The 26,182-nt window shown below is 62.2% G+C and carries 24 protein-coding genes and 1 pseudogene; 10 read left to right on the forward strand and 15 right to left on the reverse strand.

The window, feature by feature from the left end; translation table 11 throughout:
• Positions 1 to 2 precede the first annotated feature (2 nt).
• Positions 3 to 774: pseudogene (locus AAE029_RS20875) on the forward strand (gamma-glutamylcyclotransferase).
• A 27-nt stretch (positions 775 to 801) separates the two neighbouring features.
• Here the strand turns inward: AAE029_RS20875 and AAE029_RS20880 are convergent.
• The 3 genes from AAE029_RS20880 to tauA are packed head-to-tail and all read right to left on the reverse strand — an operon-like array spanning position 802 to position 3,507.
• Positions 802 to 1,656: an ABC transporter permease subunit gene (locus AAE029_RS20880; protein WP_371074812.1), complete on the reverse strand. Its 855-nt coding sequence runs from the start codon at positions 1,654 to 1,656 to the stop codon at positions 802 to 804.
• The gene (locus AAE029_RS20885) at positions 1,653 to 2,441 is read right to left on the reverse strand and encodes a taurine ABC transporter ATP-binding protein (protein ID WP_371074813.1); all 789 of its coding nucleotides are present in this window, start codon (positions 2,439 to 2,441) and stop codon (positions 1,653 to 1,655) included. Before AAE029_RS20885 ends, AAE029_RS20880 begins: the two co-directional genes overlap by 4 nt.
• A 52-nt stretch (positions 2,442 to 2,493) precedes the next feature.
• The gene (gene tauA / locus AAE029_RS20890; protein ID WP_371074814.1) at positions 2,494 to 3,507 is read right to left on the reverse strand and encodes a taurine ABC transporter substrate-binding protein; all 1,014 of its coding nucleotides are present in this window, start codon (positions 3,505 to 3,507) and stop codon (positions 2,494 to 2,496) included.
• A gap of 201 nt (positions 3,508 to 3,708) precedes the next feature.
• Between tauA and AAE029_RS20895 the strand changes: the two genes are divergently transcribed.
• Together AAE029_RS20895 and AAE029_RS20900 are read left to right on the forward strand one after the other, a co-directional pair.
• Positions 3,709 to 5,067, forward strand: a complete 1,359-nt coding sequence (locus tag AAE029_RS20895; protein ID WP_371074815.1) for an FAD/NAD(P)-binding protein — start codon at positions 3,709 to 3,711, stop codon at positions 5,065 to 5,067.
• A 167-nt stretch (positions 5,068 to 5,234) separates the two neighbouring features.
• Complete coding sequence (locus AAE029_RS20900) at positions 5,235 to 5,852, forward strand: shikimate kinase (protein ID WP_371074816.1); 618 nt, start codon at positions 5,235 to 5,237, stop codon at positions 5,850 to 5,852.
• A gap of 303 nt (positions 5,853 to 6,155) precedes the next feature.
• Here the strand turns inward: AAE029_RS20900 and AAE029_RS20905 are convergent, their stop codons facing one another.
• Genes AAE029_RS20905 through AAE029_RS20915 form a run of 3 tightly spaced genes read right to left on the reverse strand, consistent with a single transcriptional unit; the run spans position 6,156 to position 9,210 of the window.
• A complete protein-coding gene (locus AAE029_RS20905; protein WP_371074817.1) occupies positions 6,156 to 6,998 on the reverse strand; it encodes an ABC transporter ATP-binding protein in 843 nt (280 codons plus the stop codon).
• A complete protein-coding gene (locus AAE029_RS20910; protein WP_371074818.1) occupies positions 6,995 to 7,789 on the reverse strand; it encodes an ABC transporter permease in 795 nt (264 codons plus the stop codon). The genes AAE029_RS20905 and AAE029_RS20910 overlap by 4 nt, the downstream gene beginning before the upstream one ends.
• Before the next feature lie 8 nt (positions 7,790 to 7,797).
• Positions 7,798 to 9,210 carry an ABC transporter substrate-binding protein gene (locus AAE029_RS20915; protein ID WP_371074819.1) on the reverse strand — a complete coding sequence of 471 codons (1,413 nt, stop codon included), beginning with the start codon at positions 9,208 to 9,210 and terminating at the stop codon, positions 7,798 to 7,800.
• A gap of 369 nt (positions 9,211 to 9,579) precedes the next feature.
• Here AAE029_RS20915 and AAE029_RS20920 point away from each other — a divergent pair, with 369 nt between their 5' ends.
• A complete protein-coding gene (locus tag AAE029_RS20920; RefSeq protein ID WP_371074820.1) occupies positions 9,580 to 10,386 on the forward strand; it encodes a Crp/Fnr family transcriptional regulator in 807 nt (268 codons plus the stop codon).
• A gap of 20 nt (positions 10,387 to 10,406) precedes the next feature.
• On the opposite strand, the gene AAE029_RS20925 is transcribed toward AAE029_RS20920, so the two are convergent.
• Genes AAE029_RS20925 through AAE029_RS20940 form a run of 4 tightly spaced genes read right to left on the reverse strand, consistent with a single transcriptional unit; the run spans position 10,407 to position 13,644 of the window.
• Positions 10,407 to 11,363: a HEAT repeat domain-containing protein gene (locus AAE029_RS20925; protein WP_371074821.1), complete on the reverse strand. Its 957-nt coding sequence runs from the start codon at positions 11,361 to 11,363 to the stop codon at positions 10,407 to 10,409.
• Position 11,364: 1 nt separating this feature from the next.
• Positions 11,365 to 11,598, reverse strand: a complete 234-nt coding sequence (locus AAE029_RS20930; RefSeq protein ID WP_371074822.1) for a ferredoxin family protein — start codon at positions 11,596 to 11,598, stop codon at positions 11,365 to 11,367.
• Between the two features lie 11 nt (positions 11,599 to 11,609).
• Positions 11,610 to 13,346: a fumarate reductase/succinate dehydrogenase flavoprotein subunit gene (locus AAE029_RS20935; protein ID WP_371074823.1), complete on the reverse strand. Its 1,737-nt coding sequence runs from the start codon at positions 13,344 to 13,346 to the stop codon at positions 11,610 to 11,612.
• Positions 13,347 to 13,356: 10 nt separating this feature from the next.
• A complete protein-coding gene (locus AAE029_RS20940) occupies positions 13,357 to 13,644 on the reverse strand; it encodes a DUF971 domain-containing protein (RefSeq protein ID WP_371074824.1) in 288 nt (95 codons plus the stop codon).
• A 237-nt stretch (positions 13,645 to 13,881) separates the two neighbouring features.
• Between AAE029_RS20940 and AAE029_RS20945 the strand changes: the two genes are divergently transcribed.
• The 4 genes from AAE029_RS20945 to AAE029_RS20960 are packed head-to-tail and all read left to right on the forward strand — an operon-like array spanning position 13,882 to position 19,067.
• Positions 13,882 to 15,507: an ABC transporter substrate-binding protein gene (locus tag AAE029_RS20945; RefSeq protein WP_371074825.1), complete on the forward strand. Its 1,626-nt coding sequence runs from the start codon at positions 13,882 to 13,884 to the stop codon at positions 15,505 to 15,507.
• On the forward strand, positions 15,488 to 16,438 hold the full coding sequence (locus tag AAE029_RS20950; protein ID WP_371074826.1) for an ABC transporter permease: 951 nt from the start codon (positions 15,488 to 15,490) through the stop codon (positions 16,436 to 16,438). Before AAE029_RS20945 ends, AAE029_RS20950 begins: the two co-directional genes overlap by 20 nt.
• Positions 16,435 to 17,310 carry an ABC transporter permease gene (locus AAE029_RS20955; protein ID WP_371074827.1) on the forward strand — a complete coding sequence of 292 codons (876 nt, stop codon included), beginning with the start codon at positions 16,435 to 16,437 and terminating at the stop codon, positions 17,308 to 17,310. The genes AAE029_RS20950 and AAE029_RS20955 overlap by 4 nt, the downstream gene beginning before the upstream one ends.
• Positions 17,307 to 19,067, forward strand: a complete 1,761-nt coding sequence (locus AAE029_RS20960) for a dipeptide ABC transporter ATP-binding protein (RefSeq protein WP_371074828.1) — start codon at positions 17,307 to 17,309, stop codon at positions 19,065 to 19,067. The genes AAE029_RS20955 and AAE029_RS20960 overlap by 4 nt, the downstream gene beginning before the upstream one ends.
• Positions 19,068 to 19,242: 175 nt before the next feature.
• On the opposite strand, the gene AAE029_RS20965 is transcribed toward AAE029_RS20960, so the two are convergent.
• From AAE029_RS20965 to AAE029_RS20985, 5 genes are all read right to left on the reverse strand, one after another.
• On the reverse strand, positions 19,243 to 20,310 hold the full coding sequence (locus tag AAE029_RS20965) for an LLM class flavin-dependent oxidoreductase (protein WP_371074829.1): 1,068 nt from the start codon (positions 20,308 to 20,310) through the stop codon (positions 19,243 to 19,245).
• 9 nt (positions 20,311 to 20,319) lie between these two features.
• On the reverse strand, positions 20,320 to 21,591 hold the full coding sequence (locus AAE029_RS20970; protein ID WP_371074830.1) for an LLM class flavin-dependent oxidoreductase: 1,272 nt from the start codon (positions 21,589 to 21,591) through the stop codon (positions 20,320 to 20,322).
• Positions 21,592 to 21,615: 24 nt separating this feature from the next.
• Entirely contained in the window at positions 21,616 to 22,134 is a 519-nt protein-coding gene (locus AAE029_RS20975) for a hypothetical protein (protein ID WP_371074831.1), read from the reverse strand.
• Between the two features lie 12 nt (positions 22,135 to 22,146).
• Entirely contained in the window at positions 22,147 to 22,605 is a 459-nt protein-coding gene (locus tag AAE029_RS20980) for an LLM class flavin-dependent oxidoreductase (RefSeq protein WP_371074832.1), read from the reverse strand.
• Positions 22,606 to 22,673: 68 nt separating this feature from the next.
• Positions 22,674 to 23,300, reverse strand: coding sequence for a GNAT family N-acetyltransferase (locus AAE029_RS20985; protein ID WP_371074833.1), 627 nt, complete (start codon positions 23,298 to 23,300; stop codon positions 22,674 to 22,676).
• Positions 23,301 to 23,505: 205 nt separating this feature from the next.
• On the opposite strand from AAE029_RS20985, the gene AAE029_RS20990 reads away from it, so the two are divergent.
• The gene (locus tag AAE029_RS20990; RefSeq protein WP_371074834.1) at positions 23,506 to 24,507 is read left to right on the forward strand and encodes an MsnO8 family LLM class oxidoreductase; all 1,002 of its coding nucleotides are present in this window, start codon (positions 23,506 to 23,508) and stop codon (positions 24,505 to 24,507) included.
• Between the two features lie 62 nt (positions 24,508 to 24,569).
• Positions 24,570 to 26,171: an ABC transporter substrate-binding protein gene (locus AAE029_RS20995; RefSeq protein ID WP_371075046.1), complete on the forward strand. Its 1,602-nt coding sequence runs from the start codon at positions 24,570 to 24,572 to the stop codon at positions 26,169 to 26,171.
• Positions 26,172 to 26,182: the final 11 nt, after the last annotated feature.

Consider the following 26,182-nt stretch of genomic DNA (forward strand, 5'->3'; position numbering starts at 1 on the left):
ACGTGACTGCGATCCGGGAGCGCAAGCAGGCGGTGATCCAGCCAAGCGAGGCCCGCATGTTCGGCGGGAGAGGAATGGCGCTCACAGATGCGCTCGTATCGCTGAGCCTACGCCCGGAGGCCGACCCAGGTCCGGAGCCGCATCGGACCCCGCTCACCGAAGCGGAGCTGGAGACGCTCGCCATGAGGCTGCTTCTCGAATCCGGCGCGGGACCGCTTTGGATTTTCGCCTATGGATCGCTGATATGGAAGCCCGATTTCGATGTCATCCAATGGCAGCAGGGTGCGGCCAGGGGGTTGGCATCGGTCCTTCTGCCTGAAGATGACCCGCTGGCGGGGGACGCAGTCCCAGCCGGGCCTGATGATGGCTCTCGACCGCGGTGGACTTTGCAACGGCATCCTTTTCCGGCTCGCCGATAAGGATCGCCTTGGCCAGCTTCGGCGGCTGATCCGCCGTGAGGTCGGCTCGATCGAGGACGCTGCGACGATTCGCTGGATTCCGGTCGCGACTGCAGATGGGCTTGTGCGTGCGCTGGTCTTCTGGGCGGGCCCGAAAGGCGAGCGTGTTTCGCCAAAATTGCGGCTGGAGACCGTGGCGCGTGTGCTTGCCAGGGCCTGCGGGCATATGGGCTCCTGCGCCGAATATCTCTATCTGACGGTGAAGCACCTGGAGGAGCGCGGCATTCGGGACCGCAATCTATGGCGGCTTCAGAAGCTGGTCGCGGACGAACTTGTCGCCATACATGGACTGACCCAGGCAGCAGGCAGTCATTGATATCGGTGCCTGCTGCCTGCCATTCGGTCAGAGCTTGCCTTTCCACGGAACTAGGAAGGCCTCGAGGAAGCGGATGGCGGCCGAAAAGGTGAAGGCGCAGATCGCGATAATGGCGATGCCGACGAAGACGACGTCGGTCGCCAGGAACTGCGAGGCCGACATGATCATGAAGCCGATCCCGCGCGTGGATGCGATCAGTTCGGCCGCAACCAGCGTGCTCCAGCCGACGCCGAGCGCAATGCGGATGCCGGTGAGGATCTCGGGCAGAGCCGATGGCAGGACGATGTCGAGGAAGAGCTGCAGGCGGCTAGCACCCAGCGAACGGGCGGCATTGACGCGCTCGATCGGCAGCGAACGAACGCCGGCCTGGGCCGAGAGGCAGATCGGCGCGAACATTGCAAGCACCAGCAGCGTGATTTTCGACGTCTCGCCGATGCCGAGCCAGATGATCATCAGCGGCAGATAGGAGAGGGGCGGAAGCGGCCAGTAGAACTCGATGGGCGCATCGAGCACGCCTTTTGCCCAGCGGTTCAAGCCCATCAGCAATCCGAGCGGAATGCCGGCGGAGATGGCGATGAGGGCGGCGACCACGATTCGGAACAAACTCGCAGAGACATGCTCGGAAAGCGATGCCCCGGCATAGCCGTCGCGATAAATGAGGCCGATCTGCGTCAGCACCTCGTCCGGGCGCGGCAGAAACAGGTGCGGAACGATACCGAGCGCGGCGACGAACCACCACAGCAGCAACATGGCCAAGGCGGTGGCGACGCTGATGACCACCGTCGATTTTTCGCCGGCGCCGAAGCCGGTCATTTTCACCAGGTTGACCTGGCGGTCCTCGGTGTGAGCCGCAATCGGCGGAGCCTGTGTTATATCGCTCATGCGACGCTCCTCAAATCTTCGGTGCTGTGGAGAATGGCGCGGATCTCTTCGCGCAGCTCGGCAAATTGCGGCGAGGCCTTGATCGATCGGGCATCACCGGTTTCGGCAAAACGGCTGATGAAATCGAGATCGAAGCGCGCGACAACGCGCCCCGGCCGAGGCGACATCACGAGCACCTGCGTGCCGAGGAACAAGGCCTCTTCGATCGAATGCGTGATGAAGAAAACCTTCTTTGCCGTCTTGTTCCAGACGGAGACCAGCAGTTCCTGCATCTGCTCGCGGGTCAAGCTGTCGAGCGCGCCGAACGGCTCGTCCATCAGCAGGATATCGGGATTGGTCGCCAGAGCACGTGCGATACCGACGCGCTGGCGCATGCCGCCCGACAGCTCGTAGGGAAAGGCGCCGGCGAATTCGTCAAGGCCGACGAGCCGGAGCAGTTCCAGAGCCCGGGCTTGCCGCTCCTTCCGGCTTGCGCCGGCGAATTTCAGGCCGAGCGCGACGTTATCGATGACGGACTTCCAAGGCAGCAGCGAGTCCTTCTGGAACACGACGCCGCGGTCAGCACCCGGACGTTCGACGCTGCGGCCATCGAGCGTGATCCGGCCATCCGAAAGCGGAAGAAAACCGGCAATCGCGTTAAGAAGGGTCGACTTACCGCAGCCCGAGGCTCCGAGTGCGACGACAAAACCGCGTTCGGGAATATCGAAAGACACGCGATCGAGCGCGTGAACGGTCCGCCCGTCCCGGGCGGAGAAGAAAACGCTGGCGTGATCGACTTTCAGCATAGAGGAACTCGCACGTTAGACGCCGGCGCGGGCGCGCCGGCGTCGGGGAGGATCAGTTTGTGGCGCCGGCGAGCGCGTCGGCGGTGACGAAGCTGCCGTAATTGTCCAGCACGCCGGACACCTTGCCCTGCTCTTTCAGGAAGGATGCCGTGTCCTTGAGGATCTTGCCGGCGCCCGCCTTTTCGCCGCCGCCGAGCCAGGCGTCGGAAGCTTGGACTTCGGGGGTGAGCAGCGTCAGGTTCTGCAGGGCCGAAGCCTGCTGCTCAGGCGTGCCGCCAAGAAGCTTGGCGAGCGACTTGGCGTTATCGCTGTCGGGACCCCAGGCGGCTTTGTCCGCCGCGAAGGATGCGTAATATTTGGTGACGACCGAAGCGAAGCTCTTGAGGAAATCCGGATTGTCGGCGGCGAACTTGGAGGTCGCAACCCAGGCGGAAAAGGTCGGTGCACCCTTGTCCGCCACATCCTTGGAGGTCACGATGACCTTGCCGTTCTTCTTCAGCTCGGTTAGCGCCGGATCCCAGACGAAGCCGCCGTCGATATCGCCGCGATTATAGCTTGCGACGATTTCCGGCTGGGGGATGGCGAAGACCTGGACGTCTTTTTCGGTCAGGCCCAGCGATTTGATCAGTGCCAGCAGCTGATAGTGATCCGTCGACACGGGCGCGGCGGCAAGCTTCTTGCCCTTCAGATCGTTCAGGCTGTCGATGCCGGAGCCGTTACGGACGACAAGAGCCTCGTCGATCCCCGAGATGGATGCCAGGTAGAAGGCTTTGACCTCGAGCCCGCGCGATACCGCGGCCGCGAACGGGCTGGAGCCGACATAGCCGACCTGGACATCGCCCGAGGCGATGGCCGCAAAGATCTCGGCCCCCGAATTGAACTTGCGGAAGTCGATCTCATAACCGGTCGCCTTGGCAAATTCGCCATTGGCGATCGCGACCGAAGACGGCAGCGCGTCGGTTTGATAGCCGACGACGACCTTTTTATCCGCCGCCTCGGCGACAAAAGCCGTTGCAAGTGTTCCGACGCCGACGGCGATCGCGGCAATCAATTTTCTGAAATTCATCTTGAGCCCCTTTGTTCAGGGCCACATCCAGCCCTTGATCTCACCCTCAAAAGCCTAACGGGTGAGAATGGGCTAGCGGGAGAAATAACAAACTATATTTATAGACAATGGAGATATTTGTTTTCGCGATTCTACCGCTGGCGCGGTCTCAGGGCCGAGTGAGCGGCAGAATCCAAGGTGTGGACCGTCAGGGAGAATGCGTTGATATATGATGTTATCGTGGTCGGATCCGGTTTTTCGGCGATAGCCGTGACCTGCAATCTCATCGAGCAGCTTCCCGCTTCGGCGACGGTCGCCGTCGTTGGCGATGATCCCGGCTTCGGCCGCGGCACGGCATACCGGACGGAACTTTACCTCCACCGCCTCAACGTACCCGCGGGCCGTATGAGCCTGCTGCCGCATCAGCCCGACGACTTTGTCGACTGGCTGAAAAATCACGGGCGGCGGTTGCAGGCCGGCGATTTCGCCTCGCGCAGCGATTATGGTCTCTATGTCAGGGATACGCTCGCGCAGCTGCTTCGAAAGCGGGATGGCCGCTGCCAGGTTGATTTCATCAAGGCCAAGGCGGCGGGATGCGTGGAACGTTACAACAGCACTCTGGCCTTTCACCTCGGCAATGGCGACGAGATTGCCGGAAAGAACGTCGTGCTCTGCCTTGGCGTCGGCAACGCCAACCTGCCGGTTGATTCAGCGGGCGTGCCGCTGCCGCTGCGATCGCGGATCATCGAGAACCCCTGGCGCCTCTCCTGGCTGGGACGCGTCGCGTCGTCCGATACAGTCTGCATCCTCGGTTCCGGCCTGACGATGATCGATCAGGTTCTCGCGCTGCGTGCTCACGGCCATAGAGGCAGGATCGACGTGCTTTCGCGCCGCGGGCTTGCGCCGCTCGGGCATGCGAGGAAACCGCCTTCGCCTCTGCCGATCGACGTTGCGTCGCTTCCCGATACGATCAGCGGCATATCGAGGAGCTTGCGGGAAAAGAGCAGGTCGGTCGACGACTGGCGAAGCGTGATGGATGGCCTGAGGCCTCAAACGCTGGCTCTCTGGCAACGGCTTTCCGACATGGAGCGGGCCCGCTTCCTCAGACATGCGCTGCCGTGGTGGAACATCCATCGTCACCGCGTCGCGCCCGACGTGTTCGACAGGTTCGTCAAACTCGTCTCGGAAGGAACCGTTCGCTTCCATGCGGGCTTCCTGAAATCGCTCGGGGCCGAGAAGGGCAGGCTTCTTGCCGGATACCGGGTCAGAGCGAAGCAGGAGAATGCCGGCATCAAGGCGGATTGGCTGGTCAACTGCACGGGGATGGAGCGCGCTGGCATCAGCCATTCACCGCTTTTGAAGGAAATGAGCCGGTCTCAACTGATCGCTGCCGATCCTCTCGGCCTCGGGATACAGGTGGATGTCGCTTCCGAAGTGGTGGCGCCGTCCCGCGTATCTCCTGCGCGGCTGTTTGCAGTAGGCGCCTTGACGTCGGGGCAATTCTGGGAGATCACGGCCGTTCCTGACATTCGAGTTCAAGCGAGGGCTGTGGCCGAAGAGATCGCCGCGAAACGATTGTAGGATCACCCTGAGAACAAGTAGGCCGACTGTTAAGTTCCAGCCTCTTCAAAATCGTCGCCCTTTTCGGCATTCGATAGGAAGACATAGGCTCAATGTTACTCAGGGAATAGGTATACCCGACCTGACTTCTCAGCAGCCGTCATCAAGCAGTTTTAGGCGCCATAAACATGACTCTCAATTCCCAGCCTGAAACTGCTCTGCTCACAGCTCTCGGTCGACGCTGCATTGTGCTCGTCGGCATGATGGGCTCGGGCAAGACGTCCGTCGGTCGGCCGCTCGCAGCGCGGCTCCGGCTCGATTTTGCCGACGCCGATGCCGAAATCGAAGTGGCGCACCGTATGACGATCCCGCAAATCTTTGCCCGGCATGGCGAGCCCTATTTTCGCGACGGCGAACGGCGGGTACTCGCCAGGCTCCTGGCCGGAGGGCCGAAAGTGGTGGCGACTGGAGGCGGCGCTTTCATGAATGCCGAAACCCGCGCGCAGATTGCGGAGCAGGGGGTGTCGATATGGCTGAAGGCCGATTTCGACGTATTGATCCGCCGTGTGCGCCGACGCGGCAACCGGCCATTGTTGCGAACGCCAGATCCCGAAGGCGCGCTGCGCAAATTGATGGAGGACCGTTACCCAACTTATGCCCTCGCCGACGTAACGGTCATGTCCGACGACGGCCCGCACGAAAGGGTCGCGGCGAAAGCGATGCGGGCTTTGATGTCCCATTTGAACGTTGACCTCGCGCCGCCCGCCGGGCCGGACGCGACGGAAGAGAATTCGCAAATGAGGTGAGGCTCACTCTCGGGAAGCTCGGCCACGATAACTTCGTAGGGGACGCAATCATCGGGTCTGCTGGCGCGGAGATCGCCAAGCACCGCGCGGTGGCAAGGTGGGCCAGCGGCGGCGATCGTAGGATTGGATGGTGGAGAGCTCCATCCGCCGCTGACATTGACGGTCTCTCAACTGGCGGCCTCCCGCATTGACATAATGCTACCGGTGCCTCGCCCAAAAGGTTTGTAACCCAGGGCTTGCAGCGATCCGAACAGCCCGTCGAAAAAAGATGCCGGCGCCGAAACTACAATTTCATGAGTCCCATTAGACTGCTCTCCCCAACCCAAGCGGTGTAAGGCGGGGAAGAGTGTCGGCGCCAGTGTTCTCATGGAGCAGTTCGAGGCAATGGCGCTTCAGCCGTGAAAACTCAGGCGACGCGACGATGTCGGTCGAACGCGGTCGCGGGAAGGGGACGGCGATCTCTTCGTGGATGCGGCCGGGCTGCGCCTTCATTACGATGATCCGGTCCGCCAGGAGGAGCGCCTCGTCGATATCGTGTGTCACGAACAGGATGGTCTTGCGGAACTGTTCCCAAATGGCGAGCAGCAGTTCCTGCATCTTCAGCCGTGTCAGGGCGTCGAGCGCGCCGAAGGGCTCATCCATCAGCAGGAGTCGCGGCTGGTTGACGAGGACGCGGGCGATTTCCACCCGCTGCTGCATGCCGCCGGAAAGCTGGGCGGGAAAGCGATCGGCAAAGCCGTTCAGGCCGACGAGGTCAAGCATTCTCTGCGCCTCGCGCCGGCGCTGTTCCTTTCCGACGCCGCGCATCTTCGGCCCGAAGGCAACGTTGTCGCGTGCGCTCTTCCAGGGAAACAGGGTGTGGTGCTGAAAGACGATGCCGCGTTCGGGGTGTGGTCCCCGCACTTGAGTGCCATCGACGTCCAGCTGGCCACCGGCAATGTCGATATGGCCGGCGAGCGCGCCGAGAAGCGTCGATTTCCCGCAGCCGGACGGGCCGAGCAGGCAGACGAACTCGCCGGGCGCGACGGAGAAACTGACATCCGAGACCGCTTCGAAAGCGGCCTTGCCCTTGCCGAGGCGGATGGAGACCCGGTCTGCGAGGATGCGTCCGGTTTCCGATCGCACCAGGCGCTGGTGGCTGTTCATCGTGCCGTTTCCTTTTTCTGCCAGGGAATGAGGGCGTTGCCCAGGGCACGCAGCAGGGTGCTGCTGCCCATGCCGAGCACGCCGATCACTGCCATGCCTACGATGATCTCGGGGTAATTCTGCAAGGTATAGGCTTCCCAGGTGTAGTAGCCGATGCCGAATTGCCCGGAGATCATCTCGGCCGTCACCAGGCAGAACCACGACGTGCCCATGCCGATGGCAAGGCCGGTGACGATGCTCGGCGCCGCCCCTGGAAGAATGACCTCGAACAGCATCGCGCGGCGGGTGCTGCCGAGACTGCGGGCGGCTGCGATCAGGCGCGGATCGACGCCTTCGACCCCGTGAACCGTATTGAGCAGAATGGGAAACAAGGCGCCGGTGAAGGTGATGAAGATCATCGACAATTCGGACGACGGAAACATCAGCACGGCGAGAGGGATCCAGGCGACGGCCGGGATCGGCCGCAAGAGCTCGAGGGGCGCGAGCAGGAAATCTCCGACTTTTCGCGACCGGCCGATGACCAGGCCGAAGGCGATGCCGGCGACGGCGGCGATCGCGTATCCGGCAAACACCCTTTCAAGACTGCTGGAAACATGCGCGAACAGTTTCGGCGACTGGAGAAACCCCAGGGCTGCGGCAAGTACCTCCACTGGCGAAGGCACGTTTCGGAAGGTGACTAGGCCGAGATCGAGCCGCAGGGTGGACGCCATCTGCCACAGGAGCAGGCAGACGGCGATCGATCCGGCGCGGCGCAGCCAAGATCCGTAGTCAGGGTGCGTCCACGTCGTCATTATCGGCCTCAGTTGCTTGCCACGACCGAGGATCTGGCGCCGGCGAAATCGAGCACGGCGCCGCCACGCGCCTTGGCCCAGCTCTCGGCATTGTCCTTGAGCAGGAAGGCGCTGACCTCGCCGTTGTCGCCGCGCACGAACCAGGCCTGGTTACCGAGCAGCTTGATGCCGCTTTCCCGATCCTGGGCATAGAAGACGCGGATGGCCTTGCCTTCGCCTTCTAGCCCCTTCAAGGCCTTGAAGGCATTTTCGGCCGTGGCGTAGTGGCGGACGAGCGGTTCGTCCTTGACCCAGATTTCGGCGACGCGCTTCGGATCCTTGATCGGTTCGCCGGTTGCCGCGTCCTTGGCGTCGAGCGGAAGCTGATCGTAATTTTTCAGGCTTGCTTCATAGTCGAGACCCGAGGCCTTGAAGGCGGCCTTGATGAAGCGGTCGTCGATGAATGTGCCGACGTCGAGCCCGCTATCGGCTTTCTTCAGATATTGCAGGGTTTCGATCGCGGTGCCGACGGCCTGCCGGTATTCCGGCTTCCAGGTCAGGTCACGGGTCTGGAGACCGAGCGGGCCGTGAAAGAGATAGTCCACCTCCGCTTCGACGCCGGTCACCTTGGCAATGAGCTCGCTGTATTTTTCCGGTTCCCGGGCGATCAGCTGATCGGCTTCGAGTGCTGCGCGCAGATAGGCGGTGACGACCTCTGGATATTTTTCGGCATAGTCCGCATCAACCAGCGCGCCATGGAAGGTGGGGCCGTTCGCCTGCGAGCCATCATAGATCTTTCGCGCGAAGCCGCGCCAGGGATAAAGCTCCGCAAAGGGCACGAAGTCGGCATGCGCCTCGATCTGGTTGGATTTGAGGGCGGCGCCGGCCACTTCAGGCGCCTGGGCGATGATGTTGACATCCTTTTCAGGATCCCAGCCCTCAGCCTTGATGGCGCGCAGCAGCAGGCCATGCAAGGTCGAGGCAAAGGGAACTGAAATCGTCTTGCCTTTCAATTCGGAGATGGACTGGATCGGGGAATCCGTCGGCACGACGATGCCGTTGCCGCTTCCTTTGACGCTGCCGGAAAGGACCGAGATGAACAGGCTCCTGCGTCCCGCCTTCAGATGCGCCAGGCCGTTGAAGGAGCCGGGGAAGTCCGCCATCACTCCGAAATCGAGCTTGCCGGCGATCTGCTCGTTGGTGATCGGCGCGCCGCTGGTAAAATTCTTCCACTGGATGTCGTAGGTGGCATCCTTGTACTTGCCGTCATGCGGCAGGTATTTTTCGAGAAGGTTGAGTTCCCGGATCAGGAGGCCGCCGGTCGCGGTATTGATCGTGGTGTCTTGCGTTCCGATGGCGACGCGAATGGTTTCCGCATGCGCCGTGCCGAGGAAACTGGTCGCAGCCAAGGCTGCGGCTGCCAATGTTAAGCGAAAATGCATTGTGCCACCCCATCTATTGCCCGTCGCCTCGCGGCGGGGAATCTCCGAATTCTTGCCGACCGGCAGCAGCTGTTTCACCGCCGAGGTCGCGCAAATTTATGTGGCGAGGCTGACGACGGCGGAAGCAATTAATTTGCATTGGCATGGCGCCACGTCGGCGCCGGGCGTCCGGAAGGGAACGATGGGGATAGAGGTCGGAGTATTTAGATGAACGATTACAGTGATTTATTCGTCCCTCGCCTGGATAGATTGCTGAGATTTTCGGCGATAAACGACCACTTTCGGTGGCGAATACGCAAATATATTTCTTTATAGTCCATAGATTTTATATTTATTAAATCGCTCATTCGACACCAGAGAGGGCTATCGATGAGCTTGGATTTCGAAATCGCAAGGCCGGAACCGAAACGCGGATTGCGCGAAACAAGCCCCGAGCTGCCGCCACAGGCCATCCTGCCCGGCGCCCAGTCGTTGTTTCTAAGCGAGACCGTCGATGGGCTGGACGAGGGCGCGCATTTCCTCGACCCGCTCAAGCCGGATGAATGGACTGTTTTGCGCAGTCATGGGCGCCAGCTCAGCTTCTCCGCCGGGGAAACGATCTTCACGCAGGGTGACCGGCATGGCGGCGTCTTCATCATCGAACGCGGCTCGGTGCGCGTTTTCTATTCGGCTCCTTCCGGCCGCGAGATCACGCTGGCCTATTGGACGCCGGGCAATTTCATCGGCGGGCCGGAGATGACCGGCGGCGGCACGCATATCTGGTCGGGCGAGGCCATGGATGATTGCGAGATTCTGTTTCTGCCCGGTCCTGTCTTGCGTAAGCTGATCGTCGAACTGCCCAATTTCGCGCTCTGTCTTATCCAGGGCCTGGCGTCGAAGGGCAAAAGCTATTCGGCCATGGCCCAGATGCTCGGCACCCGCTCGGTCATCGAGCGGCTGGCACAGTTTCTGACGAATCTCGGCAAGCTGCACGGCGTCAGGGACGGGCATGCCGTTATCATCAATGCGAAGGTGACCCATGACCAGATCGCGGCCATGGTCGGCTCCACCCGGCAGTGGGTGACGATGATGATGAAGCGTTTTCAGAAGGAAGGATTGCTGACGGTCACGCCGCGGCACATTCGCATCGAGCGGCCGCATCTACTGATGGCGATGGTGTCGAAGGGCGGCGCCTAAGCGCCGCCTATCGCCACTTGCTAAGCGAGGCGGGTCAGCGCCCAGCGCACGGTCTTGCGCACATCGGGATCGGGATCGTCGATATGCGCGGCCAGCGCTTCGCTGGCCCGGGGACTGCCGATCTCGCCAAGGGCGGCTGCCGCTTCCTTGCGCAGGGTGGGCATGCCGTTTTCGAGCAGAAGGGTGATCCGGAGCAGGGCGGTCTCCGCCTTCAGCTTGCCGAGGGCATTGAGCGATTTTTGCTGCACCTGCCAATAGTCGTCGGAAAGCGCCTTGCTGAGCGCTTCGACCGCCGAGGCATGGCCGATGCGGCCGAGCGATTCCGCCGCCGCCGCCCGGACCTGCCAGTTCGCATCGCCGAGAGCTGCGGCCACCGCTTCGGCCGCAGCCGGCTGCGCCGTGAACGTCAAAGCATTGACGGCCGCGGCACGCACTTCGACGTCCTCGTCGCGCGTTGCCGCAATCAGGGAGGGGAGCGTCGAGTCGAGCTTGAGATAGGCGATCGTGCCGAGCGCCTGCACCCGCACCGATGCGTCCGCGTCGCGCAGCGCAATGAGGGCGGGGCCGAGCGCATCCCGCAGCCGTAGCCCCTTCAATCCACGAAACGCCGCGGCGCGCACGAAGGCGCTGGCGTGATCCAGCAGCGGCAGCAAGCCGCCGCCGGCCTCCTGCTTTTTCAGCTCCGCCAAGCCGTCGGCCGCAGCCTGCGCGACCGACGGATCGTCGTCGACGACCAGCCGCGCCAGGCCGCCGGCGGCACCGGCGCCGTCAAATTCGGCGAGAGCGATCGCCGCCTGGAGGCGGACATTTTCGCTGGCATCGCCGGCCGCCTCGATCAGATGCGGCAGCGCCTCGGGACTTGCGGTTTCCGCAAGCTCGATCACGGCGAGGCGGCGGATGGCGGCATCCGCATCCAAGAGGCGTTGGGCAATGGCCTCGATATCGCCAAAGGCTTCGAAAGGTTCAAAAGCGCTCATATCAACGCAATAGGTAGGGAATGTTGACGGTGACGGCCCCGGTCGGGCAGTCGGTTTCGCAGGGCATGCAGTACCAGCATTCGTCGAATTTCATATAGGCCTTGCCGGTCAAATCGCTGATGCGCAGGACATCGAGTGGGCAGACGTCGACGCAGACCGTGCAGCCCTTGTCGGCGATGCATTTGGCGTCATCGACAATCACGGGGACTGGGCTCGGGGAGAGGGCGAGAGGCATGGATCTTCCTGTCAGGCTTGCTTTTGAACACGCAGACGGTCGTAGGCCGTCCGTTCTTCGGTCTCGATCGGGACGACATAGGGCTCCACCTTGCGCTTCTCCGAGACCATGCGGCCGTCGATTTTCCTGAGAAGCGTGTGGCAGAACCAGTTGTCGTCATCCTTCTCAGGGTAATCGACGCGATTGTGGTAGAGGCCCCAGCGGCTTTCGGTGCGGAAAAGCGAGGCGTGGGCGGCCATTTCGGCGCAGTCGAGGATGGAGGAGACCTCGAGCGCCCGCATCAGTTCATGCGCGTCGCGGGCGACAAGCGCGGTTTCCAGATCGTCGCGGACTTCGCTGAGCCGCTGCTGGCCGATCTGCATCTTCGCCGTCACCTTCGGCGGCTGCAGGTAGTCGTTGACCAGGCGGCGCGCCTTGTATTCCAGCTGGTTGGGCGGAATGCCGTCATCGCGCCGCGTCGGCGCCAGCACGCGTTCGCGCTCTCGTGCGACAAATTCAGGATCATAATCGGGAAGCTCGGTTTGCGCGGCGACGTCGGCCGCATGCTCTCCGGCAACGGCGCCGTTGGTAAAGGCGCCGAGCATGTAATTGTGCGGCACGTTCGCCATGTCGCCCGCCGCATAGAGGCCTTCAACCGTGGTGCGCGCGAACTCATCGACGAAAACGCCTGAGGCGCTGTGGCCGGAACAGAAGCCGATTTCGGAGATGTGCATCTCGATCATCTTCTCACGGTAATCGGTGCCGCGCGCCTCATGGAAGCGTCCGCGCGAGGGCCGCTCGACCTTGTGCAGGATCTGCTCGATCTCGCCGACCGTGTCGTGGTGCAGATGGTTGAGCTTCAGAAAGACCGGCCCCTTGCCGGACTGCAGTTCGTTGTAGAATTCCTGCATCATCTGGCCCGACCAGTAGTCGCTTTCGATGAAACGGTTGCCTTCGCTGTTGGCGGTATAGGCGCCGAACGGGCCTGCGACATAGGCGCAGGCGGGTCCGTTATAGTCCTTGATCAGCGGGTTGATCTGGTAGCATTCGAGGTTCGCAAGCGCGGCACCGGCATGATAGGCCATGGCATAGCCGTCGCCGGAATTGGTCGGGTTCTCATAGGTGCCGAAGAGATATCCGGAATGGGGCAGGCCGAGCCGCCCCGCCGCGCCCATGCAGAGGATCACGGTCTTGGCGCGCAGAACGAGAAATTCCGCCGAGCGCGTGTTGACGGCGATCGCCCCGGCGATCCGCCCGTCCTTCGCCGTCAAGAGCCGCGTCGCCATGTAGCGGTTTGAGATAAGGATGCGCTCACGGCGCAATTGCCGATAGAGCGCCTTCTTGACGGTATCGCCATTCGGCATCGGCAGCACGTAGGTGCCGAGGTGATGCACCTTTTTGAGATCGAAATCGCCGTTGGCGTTTTTCTGGAAGCGGATGCCGAAGCGATCCAGCTCCTCGATGATCTCGTAGCATCGCGAGGCATATTTGTAGACCGGCGCCTGATCGACGATGCCGTCATTGGCGATGGTGATTTCCTTGGTGTACTGCTCGGGGGTCGCGTAGCCCGGCACGACGGCATTGTTCAGCCCGTCCATGCCCATGGAGATCGCGCCCGAGCGCTTGACGTTTGCCTTCTCCAGCAGAATGACGTTCAGGTTGGGATTGTGCTGCTTTGCCTTGAGCGCCGCCATCGGCCCGGCCGTGCCGCCGCCGATCACCAGCACGTCGCACTCGACCTCGGACAGGCCTTCTACAAAATTATCCATGCATGATTCCTCAAGCCAATGAATCGGCGATTTCGCGCAAATATTGCCAGGGATAGATCCCGCGATCGTGCCCATCCGAGAAAACCAGTCTGACGGCATAGGAGCCGATCGGCTCTATGCCCGTCACCGTGATGTCGTCGAAGCTCGCCTCGCGCCCGTCGAGGGAGGCGCGTACCGCCTGGGCGGCGCGGCTGCGCCGACGGAGTTCAGAGGCGGGAAGGAGAGAAATGTCGCCGCCCTCCCAGGTAATGGCTAGCGTGCGGCGTTCCGGCTTCAGCTTCAGTTGCAACGGTGTCATGGCTTTCCCTGTCAATCGAGCCCCACTCTAAGAAAGCGCCGGACAGAGGCACGCAATAAATTGCCATCGAAGAGTGCCGTACGCTTTTTCGACCGGGACGCTCAGAACTGGAATTTTCCGACACCGCTACACAAAGAACTAGAATTCCTTTTGTCCACTAAATTAATAGACAATTATCGTCGTGGGTGAAATGCCGATGCCGGCAATCACGCTCGTTTTAAGACACAGGATGGGATCATGAGTGGTAAAATCGTCAAACTTTCCAGGCGCGGTCGTCTTCGCGCGGCTGTGGTGGCTTCTCTTCTCGCCATGGCCACAAGCAGTGCCTGGGCCGGTGCCGATGCTGCCAAGCCCGTCGATGGCGGGACCCTCAATGTCGGGCTCGGGACCGATACGGCGATCATCGACCCGTCGATCACCGGCAGTTCGATCACCGCGGTGATCACCCGCAATCTTGTCGATTCCCTGGTCGGGCAGGCACCGGACAACAGCTTTACCCCTTGGCTGGCCGAACGCTGGGAAATCAATGACGACAACACGGTCTACACATTTCACCTGCGCCAGGGCGTAACCTTCAGCGACGGCACAGGCCTCGATGCCGCAGCAGTCAAATACAATTTCGATCGCATTCTCGATCCCAAGACGACATCCAGCTATGCGAAGTCGCTGCTCGGTCCGGTCGAGAGCATCGAGGCGCCGGATGCCAATACCCTCGTCATCCGATATGCCAAGTCCTTCGCGCCGCTGCTGCAAGGTCTCAGCCTTCCTTATCTCGGAATTCAATCACCTTCCTATCTGCAGAAGGCGACGAGCACCACCAACACCGTCGTCGGCTCTGGACCCTATGTGCTCGACAGTTTCGTCAAAGGCAGCGGCAGCAAGCTCAGCCGGCGCGCCGACTATAATTGGGGCCCGGGCTATGCCACTCACACCGGCCCGGCGCACTTCCACGCGATCAATTTCAAATATCTGCCGGAAGCGTCCGTTCGTCTCGGCGCACTCGCAAGCGGGCAGATCGATGCCATCGACGCCGTTCCTCCCGCAAATTATCGATCGGTCCAGGCCAATGACAAGCTGCAGGTAGTGACGCGGGAAAACCCCGGCGTCAACAATTCCTATTTCCTCAACACATCCAAGGCGCCCTTCAATGACGTGAAGGTTCGCCAGGCTTTCCAGAGCGCAGCCGATACCGCCTCGGCGGTGAAGGCGGCTTATCTCGGCACGCTGAAACCGGCAGACAACATCGTTGGGCCTTCGACGCTCTATTACGATGCGGGCGTCAAGGCGAAGTGGGGCTTCGATCTGGCGAAGGCCAACCGCCTGCTTGACGAGGCCGGATGGGCCGCCAAGGATGCCGATGGCATCCGCAAGAAGGACGGCCAACGCCTTACCTTGCACTATGTCTACGACAGCGCTACCGTCGGCGCCTCGGACGTCACCCTTGCCCAGGCCGCTCAGTATCAGGTGCGCCAGGCTGGCTTCGATCTTCAGCTCGATCCCGTCGATGCTGGCGGTTACACCGCCCGCACCAACGTCAACGACTACGATCTCGTCTCCTTCTATTATGTGCGGGCTGAGCCGGATATTCTGCGCACAGTCTTTCACTCTGCCTATATCCCGCCGAAAGGTTCGGATTTCTCCCGCGTCAGCAGTCTTGACGAGAAGCTGAGCAAGGCGATCGGCGCGAGCGATGAAGAGCGAAAACGGCTCTATGCCGAGGTCCAGGCGGAGATCGTCGAGCAGGCCTATGCGGTGCCGCTTTATGTCGCAGCCTATCAGCTTGGCGCCTCCAGGAAGCTTCTGGGCATCAGCTGGGCAACCAATGCGAAGCCGAATTTCTACGATGCCTGGCTCAGCCCGTAATCTGATCCTTGCCGGCACAAGGCGGCTGGGTGTGATCTTTGCCGTGCTCTGGGGCGCGGCGACGATTGCATTCATCGCCGTCAAGCTCATACCGGGTGATCCGGTGTCGATCCTTGCCGGCGGCGAGAATGTCGTCGACGAGGCGGAGCGGGCGGCCCTGGTGCATCAGTATGGCTTGGATCAGCCGCTGGCGCTCCAATACGTGCGCTATATCGGCAACTCCTTGCTCGGGAATTTCGGCCAGAGCTATCAATACCGGCAGCCGGTCATCGGCGTGATAGCGGAGGCCGCCGGTCCGACGCTGCAACTGGCGGGCGGCGCCGTCGTCCTTGCGCTCCTTTTGGCGATTACGATCGCATTGTTGACCGCCGGACGCAGGAGAGGGTTAGCGGCCGCGCTTTCCGGCATCGAGCTCATCGTGCTGAGCACGCCTGTCTACTGGATCGGCATCGTGCTGCTGTCGGTGTTCAGCTTCCGGCTGCAATGGTTTCCGGTGACGGGCAATGACGGGTTTTCCGCCCTCGTGTTGCCGGCCATCGCACTCAGCCTGCCTCTGGCTGCGCTATTGAGCCAGGTCCTGCGCGACGGCCTGGAAGAAGCGCTTTTGCAGCCGTTCGCGCTCACGGTGCGCGCGCGTGGCGTCGGGGAAACGCTGCTGAGGTTTCGCCATGGCCTGCGTCATGCCGCACTCGCCGCCTCCACCCTGACCGGCACGCTTCTCGCCGGCACGCTCGGCGGCTCCATCCTCACGGAGACCGTGTTCGGCCGATCCGGCATCGGGCAGATCACTCTGCAGGCGATCAAGACCCGCGACATGCCGCTGGTGCTGGGCCTTGTAATGCTCTCTGCCGGTCTCTTCGTCGTCATCAACCTTCTGGTCGACGCCCTCTATCTCCTTATCGATCCCCGCCTCAGGAGAACGTCACGATGAGCAGCGCCGAACTGTTTGACGCCGCGTTGCGCCGGCGCCAGGATGGTTGTCTTGATGCCAATCCCTGGCTCGCTCCCGGCCTGCTCGTACCGCTTACCATCGTGGTGGTTCTCGCCTTCGCGGTGCTGGCGCCGCAATGGTTCACCGTGTTCGATCCCGAAGCGGTGGATACGGACGCGATATTGATGGCCCCGGATCTCAGGCATTGGTTCGGCACGGATGAGCTCGGACGCGACCTGTTTTCCCGCGTCGTCCACGGCACTTCGCTGTCGCTCGCGATCGGTCTTGGCGCGACGTTGATAGCTACGCTCGGCGGCATCCTGCTCGGCACGGCTGCCGCGCTCGCGCCGAAAGCGATCAGCCGCCTTCTCGTCCGAGCGATCGATATTCTGCTCGCCTTTCCCGAAATGCTGCTGGCGCTCCTGGTGATCGCCGTGCTCGGGCGGGGGCCGATGAACATGCTGCTCGCCGTGGGGCTTTCCAGCATTGCCTCCTATGCCAGGCTGGTGCGCTCGCAGGTGCTGCAGGTCAGGCTGTCCGGCTATGTCGAGCACGCCGTCACCCTCGGCGAACATCCCTGGTCGATCATCACCAGACATATCGTGCCGAACACGATCCGCCCGCTGTTGATCCTGGCGACCATCGGCGTCGGAGGGGCGATCCTCTCCGCATCGGCGCTCAGTTTTCTCGGCCTCGGTGTCGTGCCGCCGGCGCCGGAATGGGGGGCTTTGCTCGCAAACGGCCGGAACTTCCTCGACATTGCGCCGTGGGCGAGCCTGTTGCCGGCGACGGTCGTGGCCATCTCGGTGATCTCGATCACGCTTCTCGGCCGCCGGCTGCAAACCCTGTTATCCAAGGGAGAGATAGGTTGAGCCCAAACAGCATTCTGCCTGGCCGCTCTACATCAGCTCCTTCAAGCGACGCCCCGTTGCTTGAAGTGAAGGGGCTCAGCATCGCTTTCCCGACGCCGCACGGCCGCGCTCAGGCAGTAAAGGACATTTCCTTCCACATCGCGGCCGGTGAAATCCTGGCGCTGGTCGGCGAATCCGGTTCGGGAAAATCGGTGACGGCCCGCGCTATCGTCGGCCTTGCCGGATCGCGGGCGGAGATCCAGGCAGAGACGATGGCGCTTGCCGACGGCGACGGACGCGCACATGATCTGCTCAACCTGTCGGAGCGATCCTGGCGCCGGCTTCGCGGGCGCGAGATCGGCTTCGTGCTCCAGGACGCGCTGGTCTCGCTGGACCCGTTGCGCACGGTCGGCCGGGAGGTTGCCGAGCCGATCCTGGCGCATCGTCTGCTGCCCCGTTCGCAGGTGGCGCGACGTGTCGAGGAATTGCTCCGCCAGACCGGCATTCCCGATCCCGATCATCGCGCCGCGCAATATCCGCACGAATTGTCCGGCGGGTTGCGGCAAAGAGCGCTGATTGCGTCAGCACTTGCCGCCCACCCCCGTCTGCTGATCGCAGACGAGCCGACGACGGCGCTTGACGTCACAGTCCAACGGCAGGTTCTCGCCGTTTTCAAGGAACTGGCGAGCGCTGGCCATGGTGTCCTCATCATCACCCATGATCTCGCCGTCGCGATGCAACTTGCCGACCGCTTAATCGTCATGCAGAGCGGCCGATTGGTGGAGGCTGGTTCCGCGCGCAAGGTGCTGTCTGCGCCGCAGCACGACTATACGCGGCGGCTTCTCGCAGCCGTGCCGACGGGAGCGACCCGAGGCCGGTGGCTGAGCATCGCCGACGGTGCGCCGGTACGCCGCCCGGAGGTGAGGTCAGACGAGCCGCTGCTGGAGGTCCGCAATGTCTCGGTGGGTTTCAAACGCCCCGACGGCAGCCGATTCGATGCGGTCAGGCAGGTCTCGCTCGATGTTGGCCGCGGTGAAACGCTTGGTATCGTCGGGGAATCCGGTTCCGGCAAGACGACGCTCGGCAAGGTCGCCTTGGCGCTGCGGCGTCCCGATAGCGGCGAGGTGCTTTTCGAGGGCAGGCCATGGAGCGGGCTCGCAGAGGCGGAGCGGCGGCCGCTCCGCCGCCACATTCAGACCATCAGCCAGGACCCTCTCGGCTCCTTCGATCCCCGCTTCACCGTGGAACGCCTGCTCGATCAGCCGCTGCGGCTGCGCGGCGATCTCGACCGGCCGGCGCGTCGGCGGAAAATCGGCGAACTGATCGAATGGGTCGGCCTGCCGGCTGAGCTTTTGGCACGACGGCCGAACACGCTTTCCGGCGGCCAGCGGCAGCGCGTGTCCATTGCCCAGGCACTTGCGGCAGAGCCCAAACTGCTGATCTGCGACGAGCCGGTCTCGGCGCTCGATGTGACGACGCAGGCCCAGGTCCTGGACCTGCTGGTCGATCTTCAGGGGCGATTGGGATTGTCGATGCTCTTCATCTCGCACGACCTCGGCGTGGTCCAGCATATGAGCCATCGGATCGTGGTCATGAAGGACGGCGAGATCGTCGAAACTGGGCCAGTCGAGAGCCTCTTCGATGATCCCCGGCATCCCTATACGCGTGACCTGATTGCCGCCGTCCCGGCGCTTTCCGCAGAACTTCGCGCGCCTGCCGGTATGCCTCCGGCAGACCCCGTTATCGGCTTGCTGGTCGATAGCGGTGCAAAAGGTTGAGCCGAAAGACATTCCTTCCTTTCGCGCGTAGATTGGATTTCCTGCCTCGTCGACCAGATATTCGGACGAGCTCCGGAGATCATCGAATCTTCCATCTGCCCGGCAATGTCTCTGCCGGGCACCGGGATGAAATGTGGATTTGGGCCGGTCGAAAGCGTTGCCATGAGCCTCGTCGTCAACGCAGCAGTGGAAGCAATGTCTTCCCCTGCCTGACGATCTCCGAAAGATACGGCGTGTCTGACAATATGAATTTGGAAATGCCAAGGTCGCGATATTTGCGCAAGGCACGTGCGACCTCTTCCGCAGAGCCGACGAGCCAGGTCGTGCCGGCGCCGCCTGCACCGAATTTGCCCGGAGCCGTGTAGAGGTTTTCGTCAAGCACGTCGCCTCGGCTTTGCAGATCAAAGAGGCGTCGTTGTCCAACGGCGATCGATTGGCGGTGATCACTCCATTTGCCGCTTTTGCCAGCGGCCAGCTTGGCCACCTTTGCTTCTGCGTCCTTCCAGGCCTCTTCAGCAGTGTCGCGCACAAGGGTGGTGACGCGAAGGCCAAATTGCAGCGGAGGGAGATCTCGATCGAGACGAATACTAAGCTTCCTGAGGCGCTCGATCCGTGCCGCGATATCGTCGAGCGGCTCGCCCCAAAACAGCTGGACGTCCGCTTCCGTTGCCGCGACATGTTCGGCGGCTTCCGAAGCGCCGCCGAAATAAAGCTCCGGATGACGCCGGTCGCCACGTACCGCCGTGCGGGGTTGGACGGTCGATGCTGCCACGCGAAAATGCTCGCCTTCGAAGGTGACCTTCTCTTCCGTCCAAAGCCTGCGGGTGAGCCGCATGAACTCCTTCGTGCGCCCATAGCGCTGTGCCTGATCGCCTTCCTCGTCGCCATAGGCGGCCAGGTCGTCCAGCCCGGAAACGACGTTGACGCGCACCCGCCCACGGCTGAGGTGGTCCAGCGTTGCCGCAGCCGAAGCGAAGTTGGCTGGACGCCAGTAGCCCGGCCGCACGGCGATCAGGGGCTCAAAGCTGGTGGTGCGGGCACAAAGGGCGGTCGCCACGGTGAATGTGTCCGGCCTTCCCCAGCCGGTGCCGATCAGGGCGCCGCGCCAGCCATTGTCTTCCAGCGCCTTGGCGTGGCTCACCAGCGTTTCAAGGCTGTTGTGATCGGCGACGGCGGCATCACCGCGATGGCCGGCCTGGGTATCGTTTGGAATGTACCAAAGAAATTCGGAGGTCCTGGTCATGCGTCACACCTAAGGCAGCTGCCGCAGCCCGAGATGGCCGCGCAACGTGCCTTCCTGGTAATCCCTGCGGTAGACGCCTCTCTCCTGGAGATGGGGAATGACCTTTTCGACGAACTCGTCGAAGCCGGTGGGCGTCAGATGCGGTGCGAAGACGAAACCGTCGGCGGCATCTTCCTGGACATAGCGATTGATCTCGCTTGCGACCGTCTCCGGCGTGCCGACGAAATGCTGGCGGGCGGTTAGCTTGATCACCAGTTGGCGGATGGTGAGCTTGTCGCGTTCGGCGATCTCCCGCCAGGTGCGGGCGGTCTGAAGCCGGTCGTCGATCCGGTTGGCGCGTCCTTGCGAAAGGGCAACGGAGACGATGTCCGGGTCGATCTCCGGCAGTGGGCCGTCCGGGTCATAGGCCGAGAGATCCCGGTTCCAAACCTGCTCCAGGAACACGATCGCGTTCTTTGGACTGACCTGCTGCAGCCTGATCGCCGCAAGCCGTTCGCGGGCGTCCTCTTCGCTATCGCCGAGCACGAAGGCGGCACCGGGCAGGATCTTCAGGTCGCTCCCATCCCTGCCGTATTTCGAAAGCCTCGATTTGACGTCGCGATAGAAGACCCGCCCTTCCTCCAATGTCCCGTGGCGCGAATAGATCAGGTCGGCATGGCTTGCGGCAAGCTCGCGGCCGGTATCGGAATCGCCCGCCTGGGCGATGACCGGCCTGCCCTGTGGCGATCGCGGCAAGTCGGTTCGCCCTGCTATGTCGAAATGCTTCGAGCGAAGCGCGAAATCGCCGCTTTCCCAGATCGTCCTTGCCACGTCGATGAATTCGCGGGCGCGTTCGTAGCGCTCCGCGAAGGGTAGGTGGTCGCCGCGCCGGAAGTTTGCGCCGGTGAAGGCGCCGGGCGAGGTGACGACGTTCCAGCCGGCGCGGCCATCCGATAGCGCATCGAGCGTGGCGAGCTGCCGCGCCAGCGCATAGGGTTCGTTGAAGGTGGTCGTCAACGTACCGATCAGCCCAACCTTGCTGGTGATGCCCGACAGTGCCGTCAGGATGGCGAGCGTATTCGGGCGACCCACGACGTCCAACTCGTGGAAACGTCCCTTTTGTTCACGCACCCGAAGCCCTTCCGCCAGGAAGATAAAGTCGAGTTTGCCCCGCTCGACCGTTTCGGCGAAATGCCGGAATGAGGAGAAGGCGATTTGGCTGCCGGCCTGCGGATCGCTCCAGACAGTGAAATTGTTGACGCACGGAAACTGGGCTCCGATGATGACCTGTTTCTTAGACATCCTGTGAAATCCTAATTGTAGAGATCAGGCCGCAGCAGCAACGTAGCGGTTGCGCGCGGCGGGCAGGCCAAGGCGCTGCCGCAATGTCGTACCGCTGGTCGCCGCAGCGATGCCCGTATCCTGGAGCGCCGGGATGACCCGCTCGAGCAGGAGCTGCAGGTCGCGTTTGGGGTCGGTCACGACAAAGCGGATTCCGGCGAGCTCCAAGTCGTCGAATCGCCTGGCCTGCCGGAGCAGACCATCCGACTCGACCGCAGTGGTGACTTCGATGTCGGCGAAGCGTAGCGCGGAGGGAAACCGCGCGACAATTCCCCGTGACAGGGCCGAAATGTGATCTGCCGAGCCATTCAGGAATACAACGTCAGAGCCTACGGCGGATGCGGGATCATCCTCTGGTCCAATGGAGCAGGCGACGAGCGGCTGTCCCTGCGGCGGTCGCGGCGTGATCGATGGCCCAAGAACGCTGAAATTTTCGCCCTTGAAGTCGATGTAGCGCAGCTTCGCGCCGTCGATGAACCTTTGGCTTTCCTTGTCGCGGATCACGGCATCGTCTTCCTAACTGTCCCAGAGCCGCCGGATGACGTCGATTGCTTCCGCGAGATCCCGGGCGAGTGCCTGCTCGCCGAGGCCGGGGAAGCCGTTGAGCGATCCCGTTGCCAGGCGTGCCTCAGCGGCACGGTCTGTCTTGAGCGACTGGACGAGAAGACCGGCGCGGCCCTCGGTCACATAGTCCAGCGTGGCGATAGCCGTGGAGACATGGAAGGGTTCCAGGAAATTCAACGGTGCACCGGCGATCAGGCCGGCGAAGCGGGTGCGCGAACCGAGCCAGTTGGCCAGCAGGATGGCGTCGGGTCCGTCTCCCTCTGCCCGAGCGTAGCCATCCTCGAGCGTGATCAGGTCCGCATTATGGTCCAGCCGATCGAGCAGCGCGGGATGGTCCTCGGCCACCTTGAAGAGGCCGTAGTCGCCGGCCGCCAGGCCGATGCCGATAAAAAGACCTGTCTTGGAAGTCATGTCGTACCCTGTGAATAGGATTGTCGTGAGATGGCTGTCGTCAGCTCGGCCTGTTCCGCGATCGAGGATCAGGCCGCAGAGGCCGCGTATCTGCGGAAGCGCTCGAGGATGCGCACTTCCTGTTCTGCCTTCAGTGCCTTGACCCTGGCCGTCGCATCGTCGAACGAAGCGGCCGGCGGATAGATCGGCCGGCTTCCGGTCAGGCCGGCCTTGGCCCCGATATGCTTTTCGAAGGGCAGGGACCGATAGAGCGACGGATCGGCGGCGGGGTCGAAGAGTGGCCGGTATCCAAGCTTCAGATAGAGCGCCACGGCTTCCGGCTGGCGAAATCCGGTCGAAAGATAGACGCGGGTGTAACCTAGCTCTGCGGCGCTTACTTCGAGCGCGAGAACGATGCGCTCGGCAAGCCCCTGCCTGCGCAATGAGGGGTCCGTCCATATCCTCTTCAGTTCTGCCGTCTCGTCATCGTGGCTCATGAAGGCGCCGCCGGCGATCGTGCGCCCGTCGCGCCGCAGTAGCAGGAAATCGCCGAGCGGTGGCGCATAAAGCCCTTCCGGATACCGATAGATCTCGCCGCGCGCCCCGCCAGGTCGGCTCGCGGCGCCGTAACGACCGTCGTATTCCAGGATCAGCCCCTCGATAAGGGGCTCCGCGTCGGGATGCAGAAGTGACGATCGAATGATGGCGTCCGCCATGCCCAGTCTCCGTTTAGCGCGAGAGGGGTCCAGGCGTTGGTCAGCCGATGCGACGTGCCCTCACTGCGCCCGCAAGCATGGCGCAGTGCGCAACCGGTTGGCTCGGCATGATCTTTTATTGTGCAACTGAATAAAGAAACATCCTTGCTCGATTATTTGTCTATACAACCAATAGATTTCATCGACAGCAGTTGCAGGAGATCTCATGGGTTACGCGCTGAGTTTTTTGGACAAGAGTCCGATCGATGGAGACGAACCAGCTTCGCGGGCGCTTCAGCGGACCCTTGCGCTCGCCCAAAGGGCGGAGGCGCTTGGGTTCAGGCGCTTCTGGGTGGCAGAACACCATAATTCGTCGGGCCTTGCCAGTTCATCGCCTGAAATCCTCATTAGTTTTTTGCTTGCCCAAACTGCGAGCATCCGTATCGGCTCCGGCGGGGTGATGCTGCAGCATTACAGCCCCTACAAGGTGGCGGAAAATTTCAATCTCTTGTCAGCCCTTGCGCCCGGTCGAGTCGATCTCGGGGTCGGTAAGGCTCCCGGCGGCCTGCCGCTTTCGACGCGTGCCCTTCAGGGTAGCTATGATCCTGCCCATAAGCCGAGCTTCGATGCCCAACTGGTGGAGCTCGACCGTTTTCTGAAGTCTGGCGGGACTGTGGAGGTCGACGCCGACAGCCTACTCGCCTATCCGGTGCCCGATGTTGCCCCTGACCGCTTCCTGCTCGGCGCCAGCACCGAAAGCGCCCGGCTCGCGGCGAACCTCGGCTGGGGCTTCGTTTATGCCGGCCACATCCATGGCGACGAGACGGCCATTTCCACAGCATTTTCTGCCTATCGCGACGCCGGCGGCGCTCACGCGCTTCTGGCGGTTGCCGTCGTGGTTGCCGATACCGACCAGGCTGCCGACAGCCTGAAGGCCAACGACCGGCGGTTCCGCGTCGAAGTCGAAAACGGGCAGGGCGTCAATGTCGGCAGCCAGGAACAGGCAGCGGAGTTCGCCCGCCAGGCCGGGGCGGCCAACTACCGGGTCGAGGAACGTTTGCCGCTCGTCATCCGCGGCGGCCCGGCGCGTGTGCGTGCCGAGCTGCAACGGCTGCACCAGCGCTTCGGCATCGACGAGTTCGTCATCGACTGCCCCGTCGTCGATGGAGCCCACCGTCTGAAGACAATCGAATATCTCGCGCCGCAGGGAAAGGCGATCGCCGCTTAGGCGCGATTCAATTTGGGAAAAGCGACATGATCAAGAGACGCACCTTTCTGACGGGAACCGGCATGACAGCCATCCTCGCAGTTGTGGGTACTAAAACCAGTGACGCATTTGCAGCGGATCGGCCGAAGAGCGGCGGGTCGCTGACCTGGGGCGTGGAGACCGAACCGAATACTTTGAACCCGCATCTGAACGGACAGGCCAAGGCAAAACTGATCATCCGCAATGCCTACGAGTCGCTTCTGGCGCGTAGCCCTGACGGCGGTTACGTTCCGTGGCTCGCCAAGAGCTATTCGTTATCGCCTGATGGTACCGAATATACGTTTATCCTGCGCGACGACGTGACGTTCACGGACGGCGAGAAGTTCAACGCGGCGGCGGTGGCGCTCAACTTCACCAAACTGAAGGAGCCGACTTATTCGGGAAGCATCAGCGCCGGGTATGTGTCGCATGTGAAGGAGGCGATCGCAGCCGACGAGTACACGCTGATTCTCAAGCTGAACAAAGTCTATTCGCCGTTCCTGGATGGAGCCGCCGGCATCGAGATCCTGTCGCCAAAGGCATTCGCGTCGGCCCAGCTCAAGGCCGGAGGGCCGGAACTCGCTGGAACCGGTCCCTTCATCCTCGACCGCTATGTCAAGGGCCAGGAAATCCGTTTCGTCAGGAACCCGAAATACAACTGGGCGCCGGCCAACGCGAGACATCAGGGGCCAGCCTATCTGGACGAGGTCGTCTATCGCTTCCTGCCTGAATCCGCTGTCCGCACCGGCGCGCTGACCTCCGGCCAGGTGCATGTGATCGAAGGCATATCGGGCAACGATGCTGGCTTGTTCAAGGATAATCCGGATTTCACCTACCAGACGGCGATCAATACCGGCACGCCCTATACGCTGTTCCTCAATATCACCAACGGCCCGACGACCGATGTCAGGGTGCGCAAGGCGGTGCTGGCTGCGATCGATGTTGAAGGAGTCCTGAAGGCGGTCTACCGGGGAGAACGCAAGCGTGCCTGGGGCATCCTGACGCCCGCCGATACCGATTTCTACGACAAAAGCATCGAGGCCAGCTACGGTTTCGATCCCAAGGTCGCCAACCAGTTGCTGGACGAGGCGGGTTGGACGGCGAGGGACGCCGACGGTTTCCGCACCAAGAACGGCAAGCGCCTGACGATCGAGGTCGTGCAGTCGCAGGCGACGGTCCGAGACCAGCGCGACATCGTGCTGCAGGCGGCCCAGGCCCAGGCCCGCCAGAACGCCGGCATCGATCTTTCCCTGCAATATGTCGATGCCGGAACCTATGCCGTCCGCCAGAAGGATGGCCAGTACGGCATCATTCCAAACTCTACAACGACCCAGGAAAACGGCGTCACGATTTATTTCCACTATCTTCCGCGCGACAAAGGCGGATCGATCAACTACAGCCGCACCGAGGCACCGGAAGTATCCGCATGGCTGGACGAAGCGGCCTCGACGCTCGATGCCGGCAAGCGCTTCGAAGTTTACGCCAGGCTGCAGCGTTATGCGCTGATCGAACAGGCGCTGGGCCTGCCGCTCTATGTGCCCGACGACCAGATCGCCGCATCCATCCAGGTGAAGGGCGCCGGCTTCCGTCCGTTCAAGCGCTTGCCGGAAAACGCCTACGACATCTGGCTTCAGCAGGAAGCCTGATCCCTGTCGTC

It is taken from the genome of Sinorhizobium sp. CB7 (assembly GCF_041357635.1).
Taxonomy (GTDB): Bacteria; Pseudomonadota; Alphaproteobacteria; order Rhizobiales; family Rhizobiaceae; genus Rhizobium.